Raw genomic sequence first — 20917 nt, 5'->3', positions numbered from 1 at the left:
CAATCGTATCAAGATGAAATGATTTTCAATAAAAAACGATTGAAATTACTTCTTGTTGTAATCCTCAGCCGGTTTGTCATTTAAATTTGCCCAAGCGTTCTTAGTGGCTGGTGATAACTCAAGACCAACAACGATATTTTTTGGAGGAATTGGTGACAAGAACCATTTATTCCAAAGCTTTGGCATGTTGCCGTTAGCAACGATCTTGGCAATAGCAGCATTAACTGCGGCTTTAAATTCAGGATCATCTTTGCGAACCATGATAGCAATCGGCTCAGTACTCAACACCTCACCAACAATCTTGTAATCTTTAGGATTCTTAGAGTTAGCAATATTGCCGGCCAAAATAGAGCCGTCCATTACGAATGCGTCAGCACGACCCGATTCCAACAAAAGGAAGCTGTCAGCGTGATCTTTACCAAACACTTCGTCAAAGTTAACGCCATTAGCTCTCTCATGTTTGCGGAGTAATTGAACTGAAGTGGTGCCGGTGGTAGTGGCGACCTTTTTACCATTTAAATCTGCAATCGATTTAATTCCAGAGTTAGCCTTTACAGCAATACGAACCTCTTCAACATATAGCGTATTTGCAAAGCCAACATCCTTTGCGCGTGCCGTATTATTGGTAGTAGTTCCGCACTCGATATCAACTGTTCCATTCTGAACCAAGGGAACACGATTTTGTGAAGTAACGGGCTGATAGTTGATGCGTAGGGTATTCATACCCAATTTGTCTTTAATATCGCCCAAAATCATGCGGCAAATTTCAACATGGTAGCCGTCAAAACGACTGTCGCCCGTGGTGTATGACATAGGAATAGATGACTCTCGAACACCCATAGTTACAGCACCGGTGGATTTCATTTTGTCTAGCGTTTGACTTGCTGCCTGAGCATTCATGCTAGAAAGCAATAAACCAGCCGCAATCAGACCCGCCTTAACCATTGAAATACGCTTCATAGAATTTCTCCTTTAATTACCGCACTTTATTTATATAGTGATGTAGCACTTCTGCATTTATAGCAAATTTATGGGCTAATACCTGATTTTTGGATAAATTTAGCGGGTTTCTACCAAGAAATAGAGTAAAAACTAATAAGGGGAAAGTTTGGCCTGCCCAGCAGGAGTCGAACCTGCGACCTACGGCTTAGAAGGCCGTTGCTCTATCCAGCTGAGCTATGGGCAGATACTGGCTATATCAGAACTAAATAGAGAAAATGGTCGGAGTACAAGGATTCGAACCTTGGACCCCCTGCTCCCAAAGCAGGTGCGCTACCAGGCTGCGCTACACTCCGACGGAACCAATATTCTACACCGACAGGGCTATTTCAGGCAAATCCTGTAATATTCGGCACATGATTGCCCATTTTTCCAGCAAACTGAACAAGCAACTTCACGCTACAGTTGCAGCGCTATTGTTGGCGTTTTGTATGTTGGGTACACATTGGGTAGGCCTTAGTCATGGCATCTCTCATCTAAGCTTCGCCAAACAAACAGTTAGCGAGAGCCCTACAGCGGCAAGCATTTCAACCAATACTCATAGCTCAGATGTCTGTCATCTATTTGATGTCTTAACTCTGGCAGGCTGTATCCCGCCAAGCTTTTCTTCAGCACCTCTAGCGAATTACATTCAATCCATCGGCCATCAGGAAAATGCAGCACAAGTAGACGCACCCCTCCTGACTGCATATCAATCGCAAGCTCCCCCCGCCCTCATCCTTTAAAAACAAGGCCCAAACCGGATCATCAATTCTGGTTTTGATTGTTTATGAATCGTCATTTATTTGGCGAACGTGGATGAATTATGTATTTTCAGTATTTCCGAACCTATCTTGCTGTAATTTCGCTATTCACATCATGTTTGATGAGTGCGAATGCGTGGTCACAAAGTGATCTTGATGCGGCATTGCAAATTAACGTAAGCGGCACACGAGATGATGGTCAAGGATTTTTATCACCAAATAAAGTGCTTGCTGGTGATGAACTGCAAAATAAGCTTGGCAATACTCTGGGGTCAACGCTAGCCAATGAACTAGGGGTCTCGGCAACTGGATATGGCTCTGGTGCCTCAAGGCCCGTAATTAGGGGGCTTGAAGGTGCTCGTGTGCAAATCTTACAAAATGGCCTCTCAGTTGGCGACGTATCAAGTGTTTCTCCAGACCATGCTGTAGCTAACCCAATGCAAAACACTCATCAGATAGAAATATTGCGCGGCGCAGCTGCTTTGATGTACGGATCTGGCTCTAGTGGTGGTTTAGTGAATGTATTGAATGATCGGATTGTGACCACGCTACCAGATGCATTATCTGGTGCAATGAATGTGAGTTATGAAACTGCAAATCAAGGCAAAACTGGCAATATTGAACTAGATGCTCCAGCTGGTCCTTTTGCCCTGCATCTTGATTCAACCATTAGTAATTCAAATAACTATCAAATTCCTGGATATGCAGAACAAGGTGGACCTAATGCGAACTGGGAAATTAACCCGGGTAAGCCTGTAAATGTACCTTACAGCGGAAAACTACCATTTTCATTTAGTAATCAAAATAGCTTGGGTATTGGCGCCTCATACATTCGAAATGATGGCTATACGGGTACGTCATTAGAGAGAATGAATCATAACTACGGCATACCTACTGCTGAAGGAGGATTTATTCAGCAGTCCCAAAACCGATATGACCTCGCACATCAAACAAATAATCCATTTGATGGTTTTAGCTCTCTAAAGGTCAGCGCAGCAAACACAAATTATCAACACACCGAATTCACCAATAATGGTATTGCCTCTACACAATGGAATAACACGGCAACAGAAGCACGATTGGAATTAGCGCACAAACAGTGGCTTGGATCAAAGGGTGTCATTGGCGCCCAGGTGACTGGCGCAACGCTCAATGCAATTGATTTAGCTACAAATAACTATGCCATCGTTCCACAAACAAAATCCAATGCAAGCGCGCTATTTTTAGTTGAAGAAGGTCGCTATGGTGACTTAAAGACCAGCTTAGGTGCACGCTACAGTTACGCGGCACAAAATCCAAACTCGGCAACCCAGTTTCCCAGCCCCAGCTCACAAGGGATACCCAGCACCTACGGACCGCCAAGTATTCAGAATCGACAATTCAATCTATTTTCATATTCAGCCGGTGGAATATATGATTTTGTAAAGGGATACGGTCTTGGTCTGGCTTATACCGTTTCCCAAAGAGCACCAACTCCACAAGAGCTTTATTCATACGGGCCTCACGATTCAACGGCAACCTTTGATATCGGTAATTCGAATTTAGGAACTGAAACATCTCATAATATTGAACTTAGCTTCCAGAAAACTTTAGGCAATCTACGAAGCAAAGTCAGTCTATATCGCAATCAATTTAGTAATTACATATATGGTTTCTATACTGGTTCGTATAGCACAGTAGATAACTTCTCTGTGGTCCAAGCATCGCAAGCCAATGCCAATATCAGGGGTGCGGAAGGCGAGCTATCCTATAACTGGAATCAAGCGGGAATTGGCAGTCGCATTTTTGGCGATGTGTCACAAGGCACTTTTAATGCTGGTGGAAATCTACCCTTGCAGCCTGCACCACGTTTAGGCGCCGAAATGGCCTACCAACGCAATGGCTGGCTGAGCAGTGCGACCTATATTTATAGTTACCAACAAAATCGTTTGGCAAATTGGGAAATTGGGCCAACACCAAGTTATAACTTAGTAAATGCCAACCTTTCATACACAGAGCGGATTGGGAAAATTAATTGGACTGGCTATTTGGCCCTGAAGAATTTACTGAATCAAGATATTCGATACGCGACTTCGCCAATGGCTGTACGACTCTATGCGCCGCAACCTGGTAGAAGCTTAATGGTGGGTGTACGCGCTGCCTTCTGACATTACTTTCTAGAAATAAGGCGCTGCAGTTTTAAAGCGAAACTAGTATTGTCGTCATACCCCCTAAATATATTCGACCCCGGACCAATAGCTGCTATAGTAATTGGGGCTGGAGTATGACCAGAGCTGCCCCAGTAAAAGCCTGTTTGACGAGCTATTGCCAATCCAAGAATATTTGATGGTAGGTAGTTTGAGTTTGGATATAACTGCCCCTGGTTAATAATTTTTTCTCTGAGATCATCATCTAAATTCAGGCCGGGAAAATTTTCCTCAAGTAAAGAGTTGAGAAATGTATTTAACTCAGGTTTAGTGGCACCCTGCTTTATCTTATTCTTAAACTGCGTGGAAAATTCATTCAAGGACATCTTGAATTGCTCGATTAGCTTTAACTGCTGAATATCAACATTCAAATAATTCGTATTACCTGCTGGAGCAAGATTTTTACGCCCATAAGTAGGCGAAAAGCCGCCTGTCTCATGATCACCCGTTACTATGATTAAAGTATTAGGATTGCGATTTTGAAAATCTAAAGCAATTTTGACAGCATCATCAAATGCCCAAAGGTCACGCATAAGCGAGGCTACATCATTATTGTGCCCAGCTGAATCCGTATTTTCGTTCTCAACAAAAAGTACGAAACCGTTTTTGAGGTTTGTTTGTTGTTTGAGAGTGCGTAATCCAGCATCCAGCATTTGCGATAAGCTAGGCGCCTCCTTGGGATTGCGCTCAATTTCATAGTCAATGTCTTCGTTGGCAAACAGCCCAAGAATCTTCGGTTTGCTAAGATTGTTAAGAGCATCTGGAGTATCAATGTATTGATAACCGCGTTCCTGAAAAGCTTGAATGATATTCTTGCCATCGGACCTCTTGCCACCATTTACGGTGTTTGGAAGGAAAAAATCAACACCACCACCCATTAAGACTTCGGGCTCTAATAGTAAATATTGGTTAACGATAGATTCGCTATCGCGCCTTGATTTTGCGTGGACACTAAAGGCCGCAGGACTAGCATCATAAATCGGCGCGGTGCTGATAAGCCCAATGCGTTTACCACTATCTTTGGCAAACTTCATGAGTGTTATAGGGGTCTTGCCATCAGGGGTTACCGAAATCGACCCATTGTTTACCTTTTGACCAGTGGACATTGCCGAAGCGGCCGCAGCAGAATCGGTCACAAAATAATTTGCGGATTCTGTCTTCATCAACTGGAAATGTCCTTTTGCCATCACAAAGTCTGTAATGGCAAAAGGTTGTTGCCGCAAAATCCGACTTGAATAGCGACCAAACTCATATTGGCTACTAGTAGTGCCATCTGCGAACAAAATAATGATGTTTTCAGGTTGCTGCTTTGGGATTTGAGCAAAACCTATGGATGCGTTCAGTAACGCTAGAATGCAAAATAAGCAAGTAACAATTCTGAATTTCATTATTGCTAGCTTTTGAAACATCAATCAGCCCCTCTATTTATTCAGTTGGAACTAAATCCGCAATGCTTTTGGCTGTTCTCATTGCAACATTGGGATCCTTAGTCTCCACCATAACGCGCAGCAATGGTTCTGTGCCAGATGCCCTTATAAGAACCCTTCCAATATCTTGAAGCTCTTTTTCAACTAGCTGAATCTGCCTACCCAAGGCCTCGTCAGTTTTCCAGTTATAGCCAGCCTTGAATTTCACATTTAGAAGTACTTGAGGGAAGATCTTTACATCATCCAATAGTTGAGACAAGCTCTTTTTATTGTGGCTCATAGCTGCTAAAACTTGCAGCGCGGCTATTGTGCCGTCACCAGTGGAGTGCTGATCTAGGCAAAGTAAGTGCCCAGAACCTTCGCCACCGATAATCCAACCCCTCTGTTTAAGTAATTCAAGTACATAGCGATCGCCAACATTTGCACGCTCAAATCCAATGCCCAAACCTTTAATGGCATTTTCTACCGCTAGATTGGTCATTAGCGTACCAACTGCACCACCCAATTTTTGACCACGATCCAAACGATCTTTGGCCAACACGTACAAAAGCTCATCGCCATTGAATAGTCGACCGGAAGCATCTACCATCTGCAAACGATCTGCATCTCCATCTAAGGCAATACCCAGATCTGCCCTGACCTCTTTAACTTTTGCTATCAGCGCTTCAGGCGATGTAGCGCCGCAGCCATCATTGATGTTTCGACCATCTGGATTTACGCCAATGGAAACCACTTCCGCTCCAAGCTCATGGAACACGTAGGGCGCAGTATGATAGGCGGCACCGTTTGCACAATCTACAACTAGTTTTAATCCTTTTAAGTTGAGATCACCGGGAAAGGTAGACTTGCAAAATTCGATATAGCGTCCAGCGGCATCATCCAATCTAAATGCCTTACCTAACTCTTTTGAGCTAACACAACCCATCGGTTTTTCTAGTTCAGCTTCAATTGCCAATTCAAAATCATCTGATAACTTGTCGCCATTAGCCGAGAAAAACTTGATACCGTTATCTTGATAGGGATTATGAGAGGCTGAAATCACAATACCGGCTGTTAGGCGTAGCGCTTTTGTTAGGTATGCAACACCTGGGGTTGGAATTGGGCCGCAGAGCATTACATCGACGCCTGCTGCAGCAAACCCAGCTTCAAGAGCTGCCTCTAGGAGATAGCCGGAAACGCGCGTATCCTTGCCGATAAGCACCTTACAGCGCTCTCCAGACTTTGCATTCTTGCTTAGTACTTTGCCAGCGGCATAGCCAAGGCGGGTCATAAACTCCGGAACTATCGGAAATTTACCCACTTCGCCACGTATGCCATCAGTTCCAAAGTATTGTTTTTTCATAGGGATTGATTATAAAACTTTGGGGGATTTGAAAGAAAGGCAAAATCTTACGTATTTACTGCTTCCCATAGCTTTAAGGCATCGATAGTTTCAGGCACATCATGCACACGAATAATTTTAGCTCCACGATCAGCGGCCATTATTGCAGCAGAAATACTAGGTGCAAGACGCTGATCCGCTTCTTTGCCGGTAATCTTGCCTAGCATTGATTTTCGGGAGATTCCAGCTAGCACTGGATATCCCGCTTCTAAAAAGAAATCAAATTTGGCGAGCATCTCTATATTGTGCTCAAGACTCTTACCAAAACCAAAACCTGGATCTAAAGCAATTCGGTTGAAATCAACACCTTTGCTGATCAAAAGATTGGCACGTTCTTCCAAAAACTGCATCACCTCAGCTAGAACATTCTGATATTCAGGATTAAATTGCATTGTGAGCGGATCGCGTTGCATGTGCATCAGAACTATTCCGCAATTTGGGCTCTCCAGAACAGCGTCGATAGCGCCCTCCTGGCGTAATGCCCAAATATCATTTACGCAATCTACCCCAGCACCAAGGGCTTGGCGCATTGTTTCTGCTTTGTAAGTGTCGATTGATAAGGGGACACCACAATCTATTAAACCCTCTATTACTGGAAGCACGCGATCGAGCTCTTCTTGCAGTAAAACTGGTTCAGCACCTGGTCTTGTAGACTCACCGCCGATATCAATTAAATCCACGCCGGCAGCAATCATCCTTTTCGCCATGTCTATAGCATCTTTGGCCGATCGAAACTTGCCGCCATCTGAAAATGAATCAGGAGTGGCATTCAATATACCCATCACAATTGGGCGTTTGCGTTTTGAGAAGTCAAAAACGAAACGCCCACAACGCCAAGTTGCGGGCATCTCTTTCTCGCCTATTTTGTCTGTCACAGACTAGGTAACATTAAGCTGTTGCTGGGGCGCTTCCGGCTGCAGGACCAGCTGCTCCAGCAGAATTGCCGAATTGAGTAGCTGGAGGTGGTTTGGGTGCTCTAGGTGGACGACCTTCCATGATGTCAGTGATCTGCTCAGCATCAATTGTTTCCCACTCAAGTAGGGCCGCCACCATTGCTTCTACCTTGTCGCGATTCTGCTCTAGGATAGATTTGGCCAAAGCATACTGACTATCAATTAATGTGCGAATTTCTGCATCCACCTTCTGCTGAGTTAGCTCAGAAACTGTCTTGGTGCTGTTGCGACCAAAAATACTTTCTGATTCGGTGTCAACATAAACCATGGTGCCAAGGCTATCGCTCATGCCATAGCGAGTAACCATATCGCGTGCCATTTTGGTAGCGCGTTCAAAGTCATTCGAAGCTCCGGTGCTCATTGAATTGAGAAAAACCTCTTCGGCAGCACGACCGCCAAAAAGAATCGCCAATTCTTCCAACATGCGATCTTTATACAGATTTACGCGATCATGCTCAGGCAATTGCCAAGTCACACCAAGCGCCATGCCACGAGGCATGATGGTCACTTTATGAACAGGATCAGCTTTTGGCAGAACCTTAGCAACAACAGCGTGACCTGACTCGTGATAGGCCGTATTTCGACGTTCTTCTTCACGCATTACTGCAGACTTGCGCTCAGGACCCATATAAATCTTATCTTTGGCATCCTCAAAGTCCTTCATGTCGACAGAGCGCTTGTTGCGACGTGCAGCAAATAAGGCAGCTTCATTAACAAGATTGGCTAAGTCGGCGCCAGAAAATCCTGGTGTGCCACGTGCCAAAACTGCAGCATTAACATCAGGATCGATTGGAACCTTACGCATATGCACTTGAAGAATTTGTTCACGACCTCGAATATCAGGCAAGCCAACATGAACCTGTCTATCAAAGCGGCCTGGACGTAACAAAGCCCTATCCAAAACATCTGAACGGTTAGTTGCAGCAACAACAATAACGCCACTATTACTTTCGAAACCATCCATCTCAACCAACATTTGGTTGAGAGTTTGTTCCCGCTCATCATTACCACCGCCCATACCAGCGCCACGATGACGACCAACTGCGTCAATCTCGTCTATGAAGATGATGCAAGGTGAATTTTTCTTGGCGTTTTCAAACATATCACGCACGCGAGATGCACCGACACCTACGAACATTTCTACGAAGTCCGAGCCAGAGATCGAAAAGAATGGAACTTTTGCTTCGCCCGCAATCGCACGAGCCAAAAGAGTTTTACCAGTGCCTGGAGGCCCCACAAGGAGTACGCCATGCGGAATACGTCCGCCAAGCTTCTGAAATTTTTGTGGGTCTTTTAAGAAATCAACCAACTCAAATACTTCTTCTTTAGCTTCATCGCAGCCTGCAACATCCGCAAACGTGACAGTATTACTATTTTCATCAATCAAACGCGCTTTTGACTTGCCAAAAGAAAATGCTCCACCCTTACCGCCGCCCTGCATCTGGCGCATCATGAAAAACCAAAAGCCAATAATCAGCAGTGTTGGCCCAAGGTAATACAAAGCAGAGACCAGCATATTGGGCTCATCTTCCGCTTTGCCTGTAACCTGGACGCCGTACTTCATCAAATCGCCAACCATCCAGATATCACCCGGGGAGATAATCGAGTACTTATTGCCATCAGCCGGAGTCACTTGCAATGTGCGGCCCTGTACATCGACGCGCTTTACTTTGCCCGCCTTGGCATCATCCATAAATTGAGAATACGTGACTTGATTTTGGTCCTTGGGTTTATCAAACTGTTTAAAAACAGTAAATAAGACCAAGCCCACAATGAGCCACACACCGATTTTTTGAAACATATTGCTGTTCAAAATGAGTCCTTTTCTGGATTGATCCAGTAGTTAAAGCGAATCGCTACCTAAGTATTTGATTCTACTACCAGCCTTTTTCAAGGGCTTTGGCGTGATTTATTTAGTAAGCCCATGTAAATCAGGGGGTTATTTGCTGAATTTATAGGCTTATTTCGGTGGTTTTAGGTTTCGACCTAAAAGGAAAATTTCCGAAGATCGAGCTCTAGAGGCCTTTGGCTTTCGTGAGGATACTGACTTGAATGCCTTTTTGAAGGACTCCACAATTTGGCTATAACCACTTCCGTTAAAACATTTAATTAATAAGGCACCCTCAGGCTTTAGATGTGCAACAGCAAAATCTAGGGCAATTTCTGCCAAGAAAGCCATTCTTGCTGCATCTGCCACCCCTACGCCAGATAAGTTAGGAGCCATATCAGACAAGACTAAATCAACTTTGCCACTGGCCGATTTGGGCAGCAATGCCTCAAGTGCGGCTAGACTTTCATCTTCGCGGAAATCCGCCTGTATGAAATTCACATCAGCAATCTCTTCCATAGGCAGAATATCAATTGCAATGATCTGACCATCAGGCTTTCCAGATTCAATTGCAGGATTGCTCTTGCCTAGTTCTGTTAAACGGTTGCGCACATATTGAGACCAACTACCAGGAGCGCTACCCAGATCCACAACTGTCATACCAGCTTTAATGAGATGATCTTCCTCATCAATCTCGCTTAGCTTATAGACTGCTCGAGCACGATAACCCTCTTTTTGGGCCATCTTCACATAAGGGTCAGTTAAATGGTCCTGTAACCAGCTTTTATTAAATTTATTCTTTGCCACAACATAATCACTTTCAAGGGTGTATTTTCCTTGTTTCTTTGCCCTAAAGCAAAAAGAATTACACCAAAAACCTTGAATTTTGGCTCTAAAAGGTCTTATTTAGTCTCTATGCTCTATCATCGAGTCCATGACAGCAATTACGATTACCCCAGCACAACGCAAATCTCTTAAAGCAGATGCCCATGGACTAAACCCTGTGGTAATGGTTGGTGGCGATGGATTAACACCAGCCGTAATCAAAGAGGCAAAATCGGCAATTAATCACCACGGATTAATTAAGATCCGCGTGTTTGGCGATGATCGTGAAGAGCGTATTGCGATCTATGAGGAACTGTGCGATAAGCTCGATGCTGCCCCTGTGCAACATATCGGCAAGTTACTAGTTCTCTGGAAACCTAAAGATGTGGTTGACGAAGCTTACGCCAACCTTGGCCGCTCCAGCAAACAGACTAAGAAGTCATTACAGGCTCCGCGCACAAAGCGCCAACCTAATCGTACGAGCTCTAAAACCGGAGTGCGAACCAGTAATTCGGAGAGATCAGATCGTCGCTCGATCTCATCTAAATCCCCATTTGAACGCGCAGCAGCTGCTAAGTCTTCATCACCCAAGAAACGAATATTGCGTTCGGAGGCGGCTGAGTCAAAAATTGGTTGGTCATCTCCAGGTTACCGCAAAGCAACACCTGCACCAGCGCCCATTAAAAAACGTAAGGTGCGTATGAGCAGCAATAAGAAAAAATCACTGGGATCTTAATGGCTCAGATTCAGGAAGAAGCGTCGCTAATCGACGTTTTTTGTTGTCCGCCAAACCAATGCAATTCCCAAGATTGATTGGATCATAAAAATCACGCTTGAAACTCCATGCAGCCGTCCAAAAAGCTTGGCATTGCTTGTATCACGAACGGATATACCCAATTGCATGGCTTGGTCACGTAATACATTCATCCAAGGAATGATGATGAATGCAGTAGCCACAGCACACATCAACATTAACAATAGAATCCAGCGAATGCATCTATATGAGTGGTTACCAAGCGTAACTAGATGATTGGCAAAAAGCATTAGAAGGCTACAAACTCCTACACTAATGTATGCATTTACCTTGAATAGATTGGCAGCAATGACACCCGCAATCTGTCGATCACCAAGCACTGAAAACAGAACGGGTACAACCAAGAAACCAATAGCGATGGATCCGCCAACCCAAAGTCCAGAAATTACCGTAAATAATCGCTGGATTCTGGGGTGTGACATTAGATGTATTTAACGGCTAAGATTTCAACTTCGCGGTTACCGCCGGGCGCCTGAACCGCTACAACATCACCCTCTTCCTTGCTAATTAAAGCGCGGGCAATTGGTGAGCTAATTGAGATCTTATTTGCAGCAATATCAGCCTCATCGTCACCAACAATTTGATAGGTAAATTTAGTGCCATCCTCAAGATCCTCAAGATCTACAGTTGCTCCAAAAACAACCCGTCCAGATACATCCAGCGCAGCTGGATCAATAATTTGAGCGGCCGATAATTTGCCTTCAAGCTCCTGAATACGCCCTTCAATGAATCCCTGTTTTTCTTTGGCAGCGTCATACTCGGCATTCTCCGAGAGATCTCCCTGAGCGCGAGCTTCTGCGATGGCGTTAATAACAGCAGGACGCTCTACATGCTTAAGATGGTGCAACTCTTCTTTTAGGAGTTCAGCACCACGTTTAGTAATTGGAATTGTGCTCATGCTACTAACCTAACTTAAAAAAGGCGCAAAACGCGCCTAGATAATTAATTTTAGATTAAATAAGCGTTCCATGTAAATTCTGAAGAGAATAAACCTCTAAAGAGTCCTTGTTGCCATTCTGCGAAGCCAGCAATCCATCCATTACAGCCCTAGCTGCGCTAATGGTTGTGTAATAGGTTACGCCATTTGCTTGCGCACTGGTACGAATTGAACGTGAGTCTGCAATCGCAGTACGGGTTTCATCAACGGTGGTAAATACTAAAGAAATCTCACCATTCTTAATGAAATCCACAATGTGAGGACGGCCATCTTTTACTTTGTTTACTTGTTTCACAGGTAAACCGGCAGCTTCAATAGCCGCAGCTGTACCTTTTGTCGCCACCATTGGGAATCCTAATTGATGCAAGAGCTTGGCAACCTCAACTGCTTTCGGTTTATCACTATCTTTTACAGTGAGTAGCACGGTACCGCTCTTGGGCAATTTAATGAATGCGCCTAACTGAGACTTAAATAATGCTTCGCCAAAAGTTTTGCCCACGCCCATTACTTCACCAGTAGAACGCATCTCTGGTCCAAGTATTGGATCAATACCAGGGAACTTATTGAAGGGGAATACCGCTTCTTTGACTGAGAAGTATGGAGGCTTCACTTCAGATTGAATACCCTGTTTATCTAAAGTCTGACCCACCATGCAACGTGCTGCGATTTTAGCTAATTGCAAACCGGTTGCTTTAGACACAAATGGAACAGTACGTGATGCTCGTGGATTTACCTCGAGAACATAAATAAGGTCTTTGCCGTCGACATTCTGAATTGCGAACTGTACATTCATTAATCCAACAACATTGAGACCTTTAGCCATTGCTGCTGTCTGACGCTTAATCTCATCAACAGTGGCATCCGATAAAGAATACGGAGGAAGAGAACATGCAGAGTCGCCAGAGTGAACGCCAGCTTGTTCAATATGCTCCATGACCCCACCGATGAAGACCTTACCACCATCACTAATGCAGTCGACATCGCACTCAATCGCATCATTTAAAAAGCGATCTAGCAACACTGGAGAGTCATGAGAAACTTTTACAGCCTCGCGCATATAACGCTCTAAATCTCGACCATCATGAACAATTTCCATGGCGCGTCCCCCAAGGACATAGGATGGGCGAACTACCAATGGATACCCAATCTCCTCAGCAAGCTTTAAAGCCTCATCTTCAGTGCGTGCTGTACGATTTGGAGGTTGACGCAAACCCAAATCATGCAACAGCTTCTGGAAGCGCTCACGGTCTTCTGCGGCATCAATCATGTCAGGCGAGGTCCCGATGATTGGAACACCATTACGCTCAAGATCCAAAGCGAGTTTCAATGGAGTTTGACCGCCGTATTGAACAATTACGCCCTTTGGCTTTTCTTTGGCAACGATTTCTAAAACATCTTCCAAGGTTAAGGGCTCGAAATACAGACGATCAGAAGTGTCATAGTCTGTAGAGACAGTCTCTGGGTTGCAGTTAACCATGATGGTTTCATAACCATCATCGCGCATTGCCAAAGCTGCATGAACACAGCAATAGTCAAACTCAATACCCTGACCAATTCGGTTGGGACCGCCACCTAAGACCATGATTTTTTGCTTATCAGTAGGACGAGATTCACATTCACCATGCTCAGCTTCATATGTTGAATACATGTAAGCTGTATTGGTTGAGAATTCCGCCGCGCAAGTATCAACGCGCTTATAAACGGGCACTACCTTAAGGCGGTGACGCGCAGCACGCACAGAAGATGCATCAACGCCAAGTAATTTAGCAAGGCGTCTATCTGAGAATCCCTTTTGCTTTACAAAGCGCAGCTCTGCCGCAGACAGGCTATCTACTTTACGCCGCTTCAGTTCAGATTCGATGGTAATGAGCTCTTCAATCTGCTCGAGGAACCAAGGATCAATTTTGGTTTCGCTATAGACCTCATCTAAACCCATTCCCATGCGGAATGCGTCCGCGAGATACCAGATGCGATCAGGGCCTGGCTCATTGATCTCATTAATAATGTCATCAAGATCTGTAGAAACTTCATCGAGACCGTCAACGCCAACCTCAAGTCCACGCAAAGCCTTCTGGAAGGATTCTTGAAATGTTCGGCCAATAGCCATTACCTCACCAACAGACTTCATCTGTGTAGTTAAGCGTGAATCAGCCTGTGGGAACTTTTCAAATGCAAAACGGGGAATCTTGGTGACAACATAGTCAATCGATGGTTCAAAGGATGCGGGCGTTGCACCACCAGTAATATCGTTCTTTAATTCATCGAGAGTGTAGCCAACAGCAAGCTTGGCAGCAATCTTTGCAATTGGGAAACCGGTAGCTTTTGATGCCAGCGCAGATGAACGTGATACGCGGGGATTCATCTCGATCACAATCATGCGACCGTCAACCGGGTTGATTGAGAACTGAACGTTAGAGCCACCTGTATCAACGCCAATCTCACGTAAAACAGCTATCGATGCATTCCGCATCAATTGATACTCTTTGTCCGTCAAGGTTTGTGCAGGTGCAACTGTAATCGAGTCACCAGTATGAACACCCATCGGATCCAAGTTTTCAATGGAGCAAACAATGATGCAGTTATCGTTACGATCACGCACCACCTCCATTTCGAATTCTTTCCAACCCAAAAGCGACTCTTCAATTAAGAGCTCATGCGTTGGAGATAGATCAAGTCCGCGTTTGCAAATCTCTTCAAATTCCTCGCGGTTATAAGCAATCCCGCCGCCTGAGCCACCCATGGTGAATGAAGGACGAATAACCACAGGGAATCCTGAGCTACCTGTTTCGCGCTGAATACGTTGTTGCACTTCATGCGCCTCTTCCATAGAGTGCGCAATGCCTGATTTTGCAGAACCAAGACCAATCTTGGTCATAGCATCTTTAAACTTTTGACGATCTTCAGCTTTATCGATGGCTTCAGGAGAGGCACCAATTAATTCACAGCCGTATTTCTTCAGCACGCCATTGCGATGTAAATCAAGCGCGCAATTCAAGGCAGTCTGCCCGCCCATCGTTGGCAAAATGGCATCTGGTTTTTCAGTCGCAATAATGCGCTCGACCACCTCCCAAGTAATTGGCTCAATATAAGTTACATCCGCCATCTCAGGGTCCGTCATGATAGTTGCAGGATTGCTGTTCACTAAAATGACTTTGTAACCTTCGTCACGCAATGCTTTACAGGCTTGTGCACCTGAATAGTCAAATTCACATGCTTGACCAATCACAATCGGACCAGCACCAATAATCAAAATGCTCTTAATGTCGCTACGCTTAGGCATTATTTGCCCCCCTTCTTGCTGGCAGCATTCATGAGCTCCACAAAACGATCAAATAAATAGGCGATATCGTGAGGACCTGGAGAGGCCTCGGGATGCCCCTGGAAACACAGTGCTGGCTTATCCTTCCATGCTAGACCCTGCAAAGAACCATCGAACAAAGACACATGGGTTACCCGCACATTACTTGGCAATGTATTTGCATCGACTGCGAAACCATGATTCTGAGAAGTAATAGCAACACGACCAGTGTCCAAATCTTTTACAGGGTGGTTTGCACCATGATGACCAAATTTCATTTTTAAGGTTTTTGCGCCAGCAGCTAAACCCATAATCTGATGACCCAAACAGATTCCAAAGGTTGGAACACCTTTTTCAATAATTTCCTTAGCAGCAGCAATAGCGTAATCACAAGGACCAGGATCGCCCGGGCCATTTGAGAAAAATACTCCATCCGGGTTCATTGCCAATACTTCTGCTGCAGAAGTTTGGGCTGGTACTACAGTGAGCTCACATCCACGTTCTGTGAGCATTCGCAAAATATTACGCTTAACACCAAAGTCATAAGCGACTACTTTCTTAACAGGCTTAGATGTATCTAAAGATTTGTAAGCAGGCTTACCATTGGGACCGCTAAGCTCCCACTCTGCTTCGCGCCATTGATAAGGTTTCTTGGTTGTAACAACCTTCGCCAAATCAAGACCGGCCATACCAGGAAATGCTTTGGCTAATTGCAAGGCTTTTGCAGATAAAGATTCATGGCTGTCACCCAATTTACCAGCAACAATCGCGCCAGATTGAGCGCCTTTGTCACGTAAGATGCGGGTAAGCTTACGAGTATCAATTCCAGAGATGCCGACAACCCCTGCATTCGTTAGATAAGCATCTAAGCTAGCTTCGGATCGAAAATTAGATACCCGCTTAGGCAAGTCTTTTATGACCAAACCTGCAGCATGAATTTGATCCGATTCCGCGTCTTGGGCGTTTACTCCTACATTACCAATATGAGGGTATGTCAGAGTCACGATTTGTCGTGAATAACTTGGATCAGTAATGATCTCTTGATAGCCAGTTAAGGCGGTATTAAAAACAACTTCACCAGCAGTTTCGCCTGGGGCGCCAATACTAAAACCGGGGAAGATAGTGCCGTCAGCTAGGGCCAACACGGCAGGAGGAAAAGAAGGAAGCAAGGGTGACAAACTATCTCCAGTCCCTGCTCCATCCGACGCTCAAAACCCCAAAAAGACCAACCCGGGGCTGTATATGCGGGAGGTGAGTGTCTTTAAGCGCTAGGGTATTTAATTAGTTTCGAACCCTGTAATGATACCAGTTTTGCGTTCTAAACCCTTGAATCCCCAGCCAATTAGGCTTTGCGACCAATTCCCCCTAGACCTTGGATCTAGGGAGCTTGAAAAGAATAGCTATGCAGCTGCTTTTTGGTCGATGATGGTCTTAATTTGGGCTAAGACATTTTGGTCTTCCATGGTGCTAATGTCACCAGGGTCTCGTCCTTCGGCAACAGCCTGTAATGCGCGGCGAACAATCTTGCCAGAACGCGTTTTTGGCAAAGCAGTTACAACGTAAACATGACTTGGTCGAGCGATAGCACCTAGTTGAGCATCGACGGTTTTCATACACTCTTTTTCCAAATTCTCCGCCTTTGAAGCATCTTTTGGAATAACGAATGCAATAGCTGCCTGACCCTTCAATTTATCCTCTACACCAACAACCGCAACTTCAGAAATGTTGGGATGACTAGAAATACTCTCCTCAATTTCACGGGTTCCCAAACGGTGACCTGCAACATTAATCACATCATCAGTGCGACCCAAAATAAAGAAGTAGCCATCTTTATCTTTAATACCCCAGTCAAATGTTGAGTAGATCAACTTACCAGGAATCGTCTCCCAATAAGTGCTGACAAATCGCTTGTCATCACCCCAAACCGTTTGCATACATCCGGGAGGTAGCGGACCTTCGATGGCGATCACACCCTTCTGATCCGCGCCCAGCTCTTCTGAGGTAGCGTCATCCAATAATTTCATGTTGTAGCCAAAAGATGGAACACCTGGTGAGCCAAATTTATGCGGCATGACTTCAACACCACGCTGAATCGCGAGCATTGGCCAACCTGTCTCAGTTTGCCAATAGTTATCGACAATCGGTTTCTTAATCGCATCATGAATCCAACTTGCTGTTGGCTCATCTAAGGGCTCTCCCGCCAAGAACAAAGCACGCAAGGTAGAAAGATCATGCTTCGTTAAGAATGCAGGATCTTGTTTCTTTAAAACACGAACAGCAGTTGGCGCTGAGAACATGACAGAAACATTGTATTTAGCAACGAGCTCCCACCAGATGCCGGCATCAGGGCGTAATGGAGTTCCTTCATACATGATGGTTGCCATACCATTGAGCAATGGGCCATAAATAATGTAGCTATGACCAACAACCCAACCAATATCCGAGGTACAGAACATGGTCTCACCAGCTTTGCCACAGAAGATGTGGTTCATTGTTGACATCAATGCTACTGCGTAGCCACCGGTATCACGCTGAACTCCCTTTGGTTTACCGGTTGTACCAGATGTATACAAAATATATGAAGGATGAGTTGCATCAACCCACTCAACCGGAACAATATCGTTCAGGTGCTTTTGTCTTTCGCTCGCGTAATCGAGATCTCTTGCAGAGACGGTGGTGAACTCAGAAAGGCCGCGATTCACAATCAATACCTTTTCAGGCTTGTATGTGGCCAATGTAATCGCTTCATCTAACAAGGGCTTATATGGAACCGCTTTTCCACCGCGCATACCTGCTTCAGCCGTAACCACCATCTTGGGTTTAGCATCATCAATACGAGTAGCCAAGCTATGCGAAGCAAAGCCACCAAATACTACAGAATGAATAGCACCAATACGTGCACAAGCTAGCATCGCAAAACACGCCTCAGCGATCATTGGCATATAGATCAGAACCCGATCGCCCTTATGAATACCATTAGCTTTGTAAATTGCTGCCATACGATTTACTTCTTCGTATAGCTCTTTAAATGTATAAGCCTTTTCTTGATTAGTCTCTGTAGAAACCGCTACAAGGGCTAATTGATTAGGATTGGATTTGTAGTGGCGATCTACTGCGTTGTAGCAGAGATTAGTAAGACCTCCCTCGAACCATTTTGCAAATGGAGGATTGTCATAATTTAAAACCTTATCAAATGGCTTTTCCCAGTGTATTAACTTGGCCTGCTCACCCCAAAATCCATCTGGGTCTTTAATTGAGCGTTCATGGTGTGCTTTATAGGACATGGGTCAACCTAATCAAAAAGTTTTAAAAAATTACTAGTTTTTGCTCACCCCTTTTGTGGCTGAGTTAGCTTTTAAAGTGGGTGAACTACTATTTTTCGCAGATTTTGCAAGTCCTGTCGATGCGGATTTATGCTGAGAAGCAGCGCTTTTCCCTGCAGAATTACCCTTACTTGGGTTGGCTGGAGCGCACTTTGCAGTCTTAGAACCCTTGGCTACCTTTGCTGGTTTTGGGCACTTAGGCGCTGGTGGCGGTGGTTTTTCTAGACTTAAACTTGCGTTATCAGCCATTGCCGATGACACGTCACCAGTCCTACCGTTAGTTTTGGGAATGATCACAGTGGATCCTGCTTTGATGCGCATCCCCCTAGGTATGCCATTTACTTGCCTTAAAGAATCTGCACCAACCCCTAAATTTTTGGCAACTTGATCGACGCTCTCAGTCTTAGAGACCTTAACAGCAGTCCAAGTAGACAAGGGTTTATTAAATTTTTTGAGATTAGCCTGAAAGATTTCTGCATGACCAAACGGCAGAAGAATTTGCTGATTCGCATTACTCAATATCACCGGTTTATTGAATGACGGATTTAGGCTATGAAATTCATCTTCAGGGATCTCTGCCAATTTAATTGCAAGCGCAACATCAATGTCGTTGTCCACATCGATCGCCACAAAGTATGGGTGATTCTCTAGTTGAGGCAAGACAATCCCATATGCCTCAGGGTCCATAACGATCTGACGGTAAGCCATAAGTTTGGGCACATACATGCGCGTTTCACGCGGCATGGTCAGACTTTCGTAATCTGTAGGCAAACCAGCGGCTTGGTTGCGCTTTTGTGCTTTGAGCACATTACCAGCACCCCAGTTATATGCAGCTAAAGCAAGTTCCCAGCTCCCAAATTGGTTATGGAGCCTCTGGAGGTAATCCAACGCAGCATCTGTAGATTGCAATACATCTCGGCGCTCATCTCTGAATACATTTTGCGTTAACTGAAAATCTTTTCCAGTGGCCGGCATAAATTGCCAGAGCCCCACTGCTTTGGCACTAGACTTGGCATTGGTAACAAATGCGCTTTCTACAAACGGCAGTAAAGCGATTTCAGTTGGCATATTGCGTGCATTTACTTCCTGCACTATATAAAAAAGGTAGCGTGAGGAACGGGCCATTGATCGATGCACATAATCAGGCCTGGCACTTAACCATCGAACCTGCTCTATCTCTAGCGGGCTATTCATAGGCTCCATCTGAAAGCCATCGCGTATCCGAATCCATAAATTATCTGATGGCGCATAAACTTTACTTACGGACTGAGTCTTCAGATTCACACGTGTCGCTTTTTTAGACGTGCCTTTGGTAGGCGTATCTGAAGACCAGTCACCCGTGCTGGCACATCCTGAGAGCAATGCAATCGTTGCAATAGCAACATAAAGCAAACGCATCAAAACTGATCTTTCCAGGCACGAATGACTGCAAGCACATGGGCTGAGTCAGGGAGCACTGCTTGCCCTGACCTAGCCTTTGCTGATTGAATTACTTCGGCTTGATCACATCTCATGAATGGATTAACTTGAAGCTCTTGACCAATTGTTGTTGGTAGTGTCGGCAGGTTTTTATCTCGAAGCTCTTTTGCACGCTCTGACCATGAGATGAGATTCTCATTATTTGGCTCTACCGCCAAAGCAAATCGAATATTAGATAAGGTGTACTCATGGGTGCAATACACCAAGGTATTTTTCGGCAGGCTCTTAAATTTTTCAAGAGATTGCGACATCTGGGTTGGCGTCCCTTCAAATAATCGACCACAGCCTGAGGCAAACAAGGTATCCCCACAAAATAGCATTGGCTCAATAACGTTTGCCTGCATATTTGCAAAATACGCTATGTGGCTTAAGGTGTGTCCAGGGACTTCAAAGGCTTTGAGTGTGAGTCTAGGCGCAGAGATTTCTAATACGTCACCCTCTTTAACCAGTTGGGTACGACCAGGAATATTATCGCCACGAGGGCCGTAAACAGAAATATCCGCACCCAGTTCATTTAATAACCTCAAAATGCCACCCACATGATCCGCATGATGGTGGGTGATCAGGATTCCTTTTAAGTGGAGCCTTGAGTCAGCCAAATACTTTAAAACTGGAGTGGCATCGCCTGGGTCAACCACCAAGGCTGACTTTCCATCATGGATACACCAGATATAGTTATCATCAAACGCCGGAATCGGCCAAACTTGCAATAAAGTATTCATAA

General features: G+C 44.8%; 16 protein-coding genes and 2 tRNA genes. 3 read left to right on the top strand and 15 right to left on the bottom strand.

Annotated elements, in window-relative coordinates; genetic code table 11:
* Positions 1–45: 45 nt before the first annotated feature.
* From NHB35_RS05120 to NHB35_RS05110, 3 genes are all read right to left on the bottom strand, one after another.
* Complete coding sequence (locus tag NHB35_RS05120) at positions 46–945, bottom strand: amino acid ABC transporter substrate-binding protein (RefSeq protein WP_353433394.1); 900 nt, start codon at positions 943–945, stop codon at positions 46–48.
* Between the two features lie 164 nt (positions 946–1109).
* Positions 1110–1186 (bottom strand) — tRNA-Arg (locus NHB35_RS05115).
* 32 nt (positions 1187–1218) lie between these two features.
* Positions 1219–1295 (bottom strand) — tRNA-Pro (locus NHB35_RS05110).
* 60 nt (positions 1296–1355) lie between these two features.
* On the opposite strand from NHB35_RS05110, the gene NHB35_RS05105 reads away from it, so the two are divergent.
* Together NHB35_RS05105 and NHB35_RS05100 are read left to right on the top strand one after the other, a co-directional pair.
* Complete coding sequence (locus tag NHB35_RS05105) at positions 1356–1724, top strand: hypothetical protein (RefSeq protein ID WP_353433303.1); 369 nt, start codon at positions 1356–1358, stop codon at positions 1722–1724.
* A gap of 140 nt (positions 1725–1864) precedes the next feature.
* Positions 1865–3889 carry a TonB-dependent receptor gene (locus tag NHB35_RS05100; protein WP_353433302.1) on the top strand — a complete coding sequence of 675 codons (2025 nt, stop codon included), beginning with the start codon at positions 1865–1867 and terminating at the stop codon, positions 3887–3889.
* A 2-nt stretch (positions 3890–3891) separates the two neighbouring features.
* On the opposite strand, the gene NHB35_RS05095 is transcribed toward NHB35_RS05100, so the two are convergent.
* The 5 genes from NHB35_RS05095 to NHB35_RS05075 form a co-directional block, all read right to left on the bottom strand.
* Positions 3892–5316, bottom strand: coding sequence for an alkaline phosphatase (locus NHB35_RS05095; RefSeq protein WP_353433301.1), 1425 nt, complete (start codon positions 5314–5316; stop codon positions 3892–3894).
* A gap of 37 nt (positions 5317–5353) precedes the next feature.
* Complete coding sequence (gene glmM / locus NHB35_RS05090; protein ID WP_353433300.1) at positions 5354–6697, bottom strand: phosphoglucosamine mutase; 1344 nt, start codon at positions 6695–6697, stop codon at positions 5354–5356.
* A 47-nt stretch (positions 6698–6744) separates the two neighbouring features.
* Positions 6745–7584: a dihydropteroate synthase gene (gene folP / locus NHB35_RS05085; RefSeq protein WP_353433299.1), complete on the bottom strand. Its 840-nt coding sequence runs from the start codon at positions 7582–7584 to the stop codon at positions 6745–6747.
* A 40-nt stretch (positions 7585–7624) separates the two neighbouring features.
* Positions 7625–9502 (bottom strand): ATP-dependent zinc metalloprotease FtsH, encoded by a 1878-nt coding sequence (ftsH, locus tag NHB35_RS05080; protein WP_353433298.1) that lies wholly within the window; start codon positions 9500–9502, stop codon positions 7625–7627.
* 147 nt (positions 9503–9649) lie between these two features.
* Positions 9650–10324: an RlmE family RNA methyltransferase gene (locus NHB35_RS05075; RefSeq protein ID WP_353433297.1), complete on the bottom strand. Its 675-nt coding sequence runs from the start codon at positions 10322–10324 to the stop codon at positions 9650–9652.
* Between the two features lie 127 nt (positions 10325–10451).
* Here NHB35_RS05075 and NHB35_RS05070 point away from each other — a divergent pair, with 127 nt between their 5' ends.
* A complete protein-coding gene (locus tag NHB35_RS05070) occupies positions 10452–11078 on the top strand; it encodes a YhbY family RNA-binding protein (protein ID WP_353433296.1) in 627 nt (208 codons plus the stop codon).
* A gap of 26 nt (positions 11079–11104) precedes the next feature.
* Here NHB35_RS05070 and NHB35_RS05065 read toward each other — a convergent pair whose 3' ends face one another.
* The 7 genes from NHB35_RS05065 to gloB all read right to left on the bottom strand — a co-directional run bounded on the left by NHB35_RS05065 (position 11105) and on the right by gloB (position 20915).
* Positions 11105–11578 carry a DUF4149 domain-containing protein gene (locus tag NHB35_RS05065; protein ID WP_353433295.1) on the bottom strand — a complete coding sequence of 158 codons (474 nt, stop codon included), beginning with the start codon at positions 11576–11578 and terminating at the stop codon, positions 11105–11107.
* Positions 11578–12054, bottom strand: coding sequence for a transcription elongation factor GreA (gene greA, locus NHB35_RS05060; RefSeq protein WP_353433294.1), 477 nt, complete (start codon positions 12052–12054; stop codon positions 11578–11580). Before greA ends, NHB35_RS05065 begins: the two co-directional genes overlap by 1 nt.
* A gap of 55 nt (positions 12055–12109) precedes the next feature.
* Positions 12110–15373 (bottom strand): carbamoyl-phosphate synthase large subunit, encoded by a 3264-nt coding sequence (gene carB / locus NHB35_RS05055; RefSeq protein WP_353433293.1) that lies wholly within the window; start codon positions 15371–15373, stop codon positions 12110–12112.
* Entirely contained in the window at positions 15373–16560 is a 1188-nt protein-coding gene (gene carA, locus NHB35_RS05050) for a glutamine-hydrolyzing carbamoyl-phosphate synthase small subunit (RefSeq protein WP_353433292.1), read from the bottom strand. Before carA ends, carB begins: the two co-directional genes overlap by 1 nt.
* A gap of 231 nt (positions 16561–16791) precedes the next feature.
* Positions 16792–18675, bottom strand: a complete 1884-nt coding sequence (locus NHB35_RS05045; protein ID WP_353433291.1) for a propionate--CoA ligase — start codon at positions 18673–18675, stop codon at positions 16792–16794.
* Positions 18676–18708: 33 nt separating this feature from the next.
* Entirely contained in the window at positions 18709–20112 is a 1404-nt protein-coding gene (locus NHB35_RS05040; protein ID WP_353433290.1) for a transglycosylase SLT domain-containing protein, read from the bottom strand.
* Positions 20112–20915, bottom strand: a complete 804-nt coding sequence (gloB, locus tag NHB35_RS05035) for a hydroxyacylglutathione hydrolase (protein ID WP_353433289.1) — start codon at positions 20913–20915, stop codon at positions 20112–20114. The genes NHB35_RS05040 and gloB overlap by 1 nt, the downstream gene beginning before the upstream one ends.
* Positions 20916–20917 lie beyond the last annotated feature (2 nt).

The organism is Polynucleobacter sp. MWH-UH23A (genome assembly GCF_040409805.1).
Lineage (GTDB): Bacteria > Pseudomonadota > Gammaproteobacteria > Burkholderiales > Burkholderiaceae > Polynucleobacter.
The sequence above is the reverse complement of the archived record's forward strand: the minus strand, read 5'-3'. Positions and strand labels throughout refer to the sequence as shown.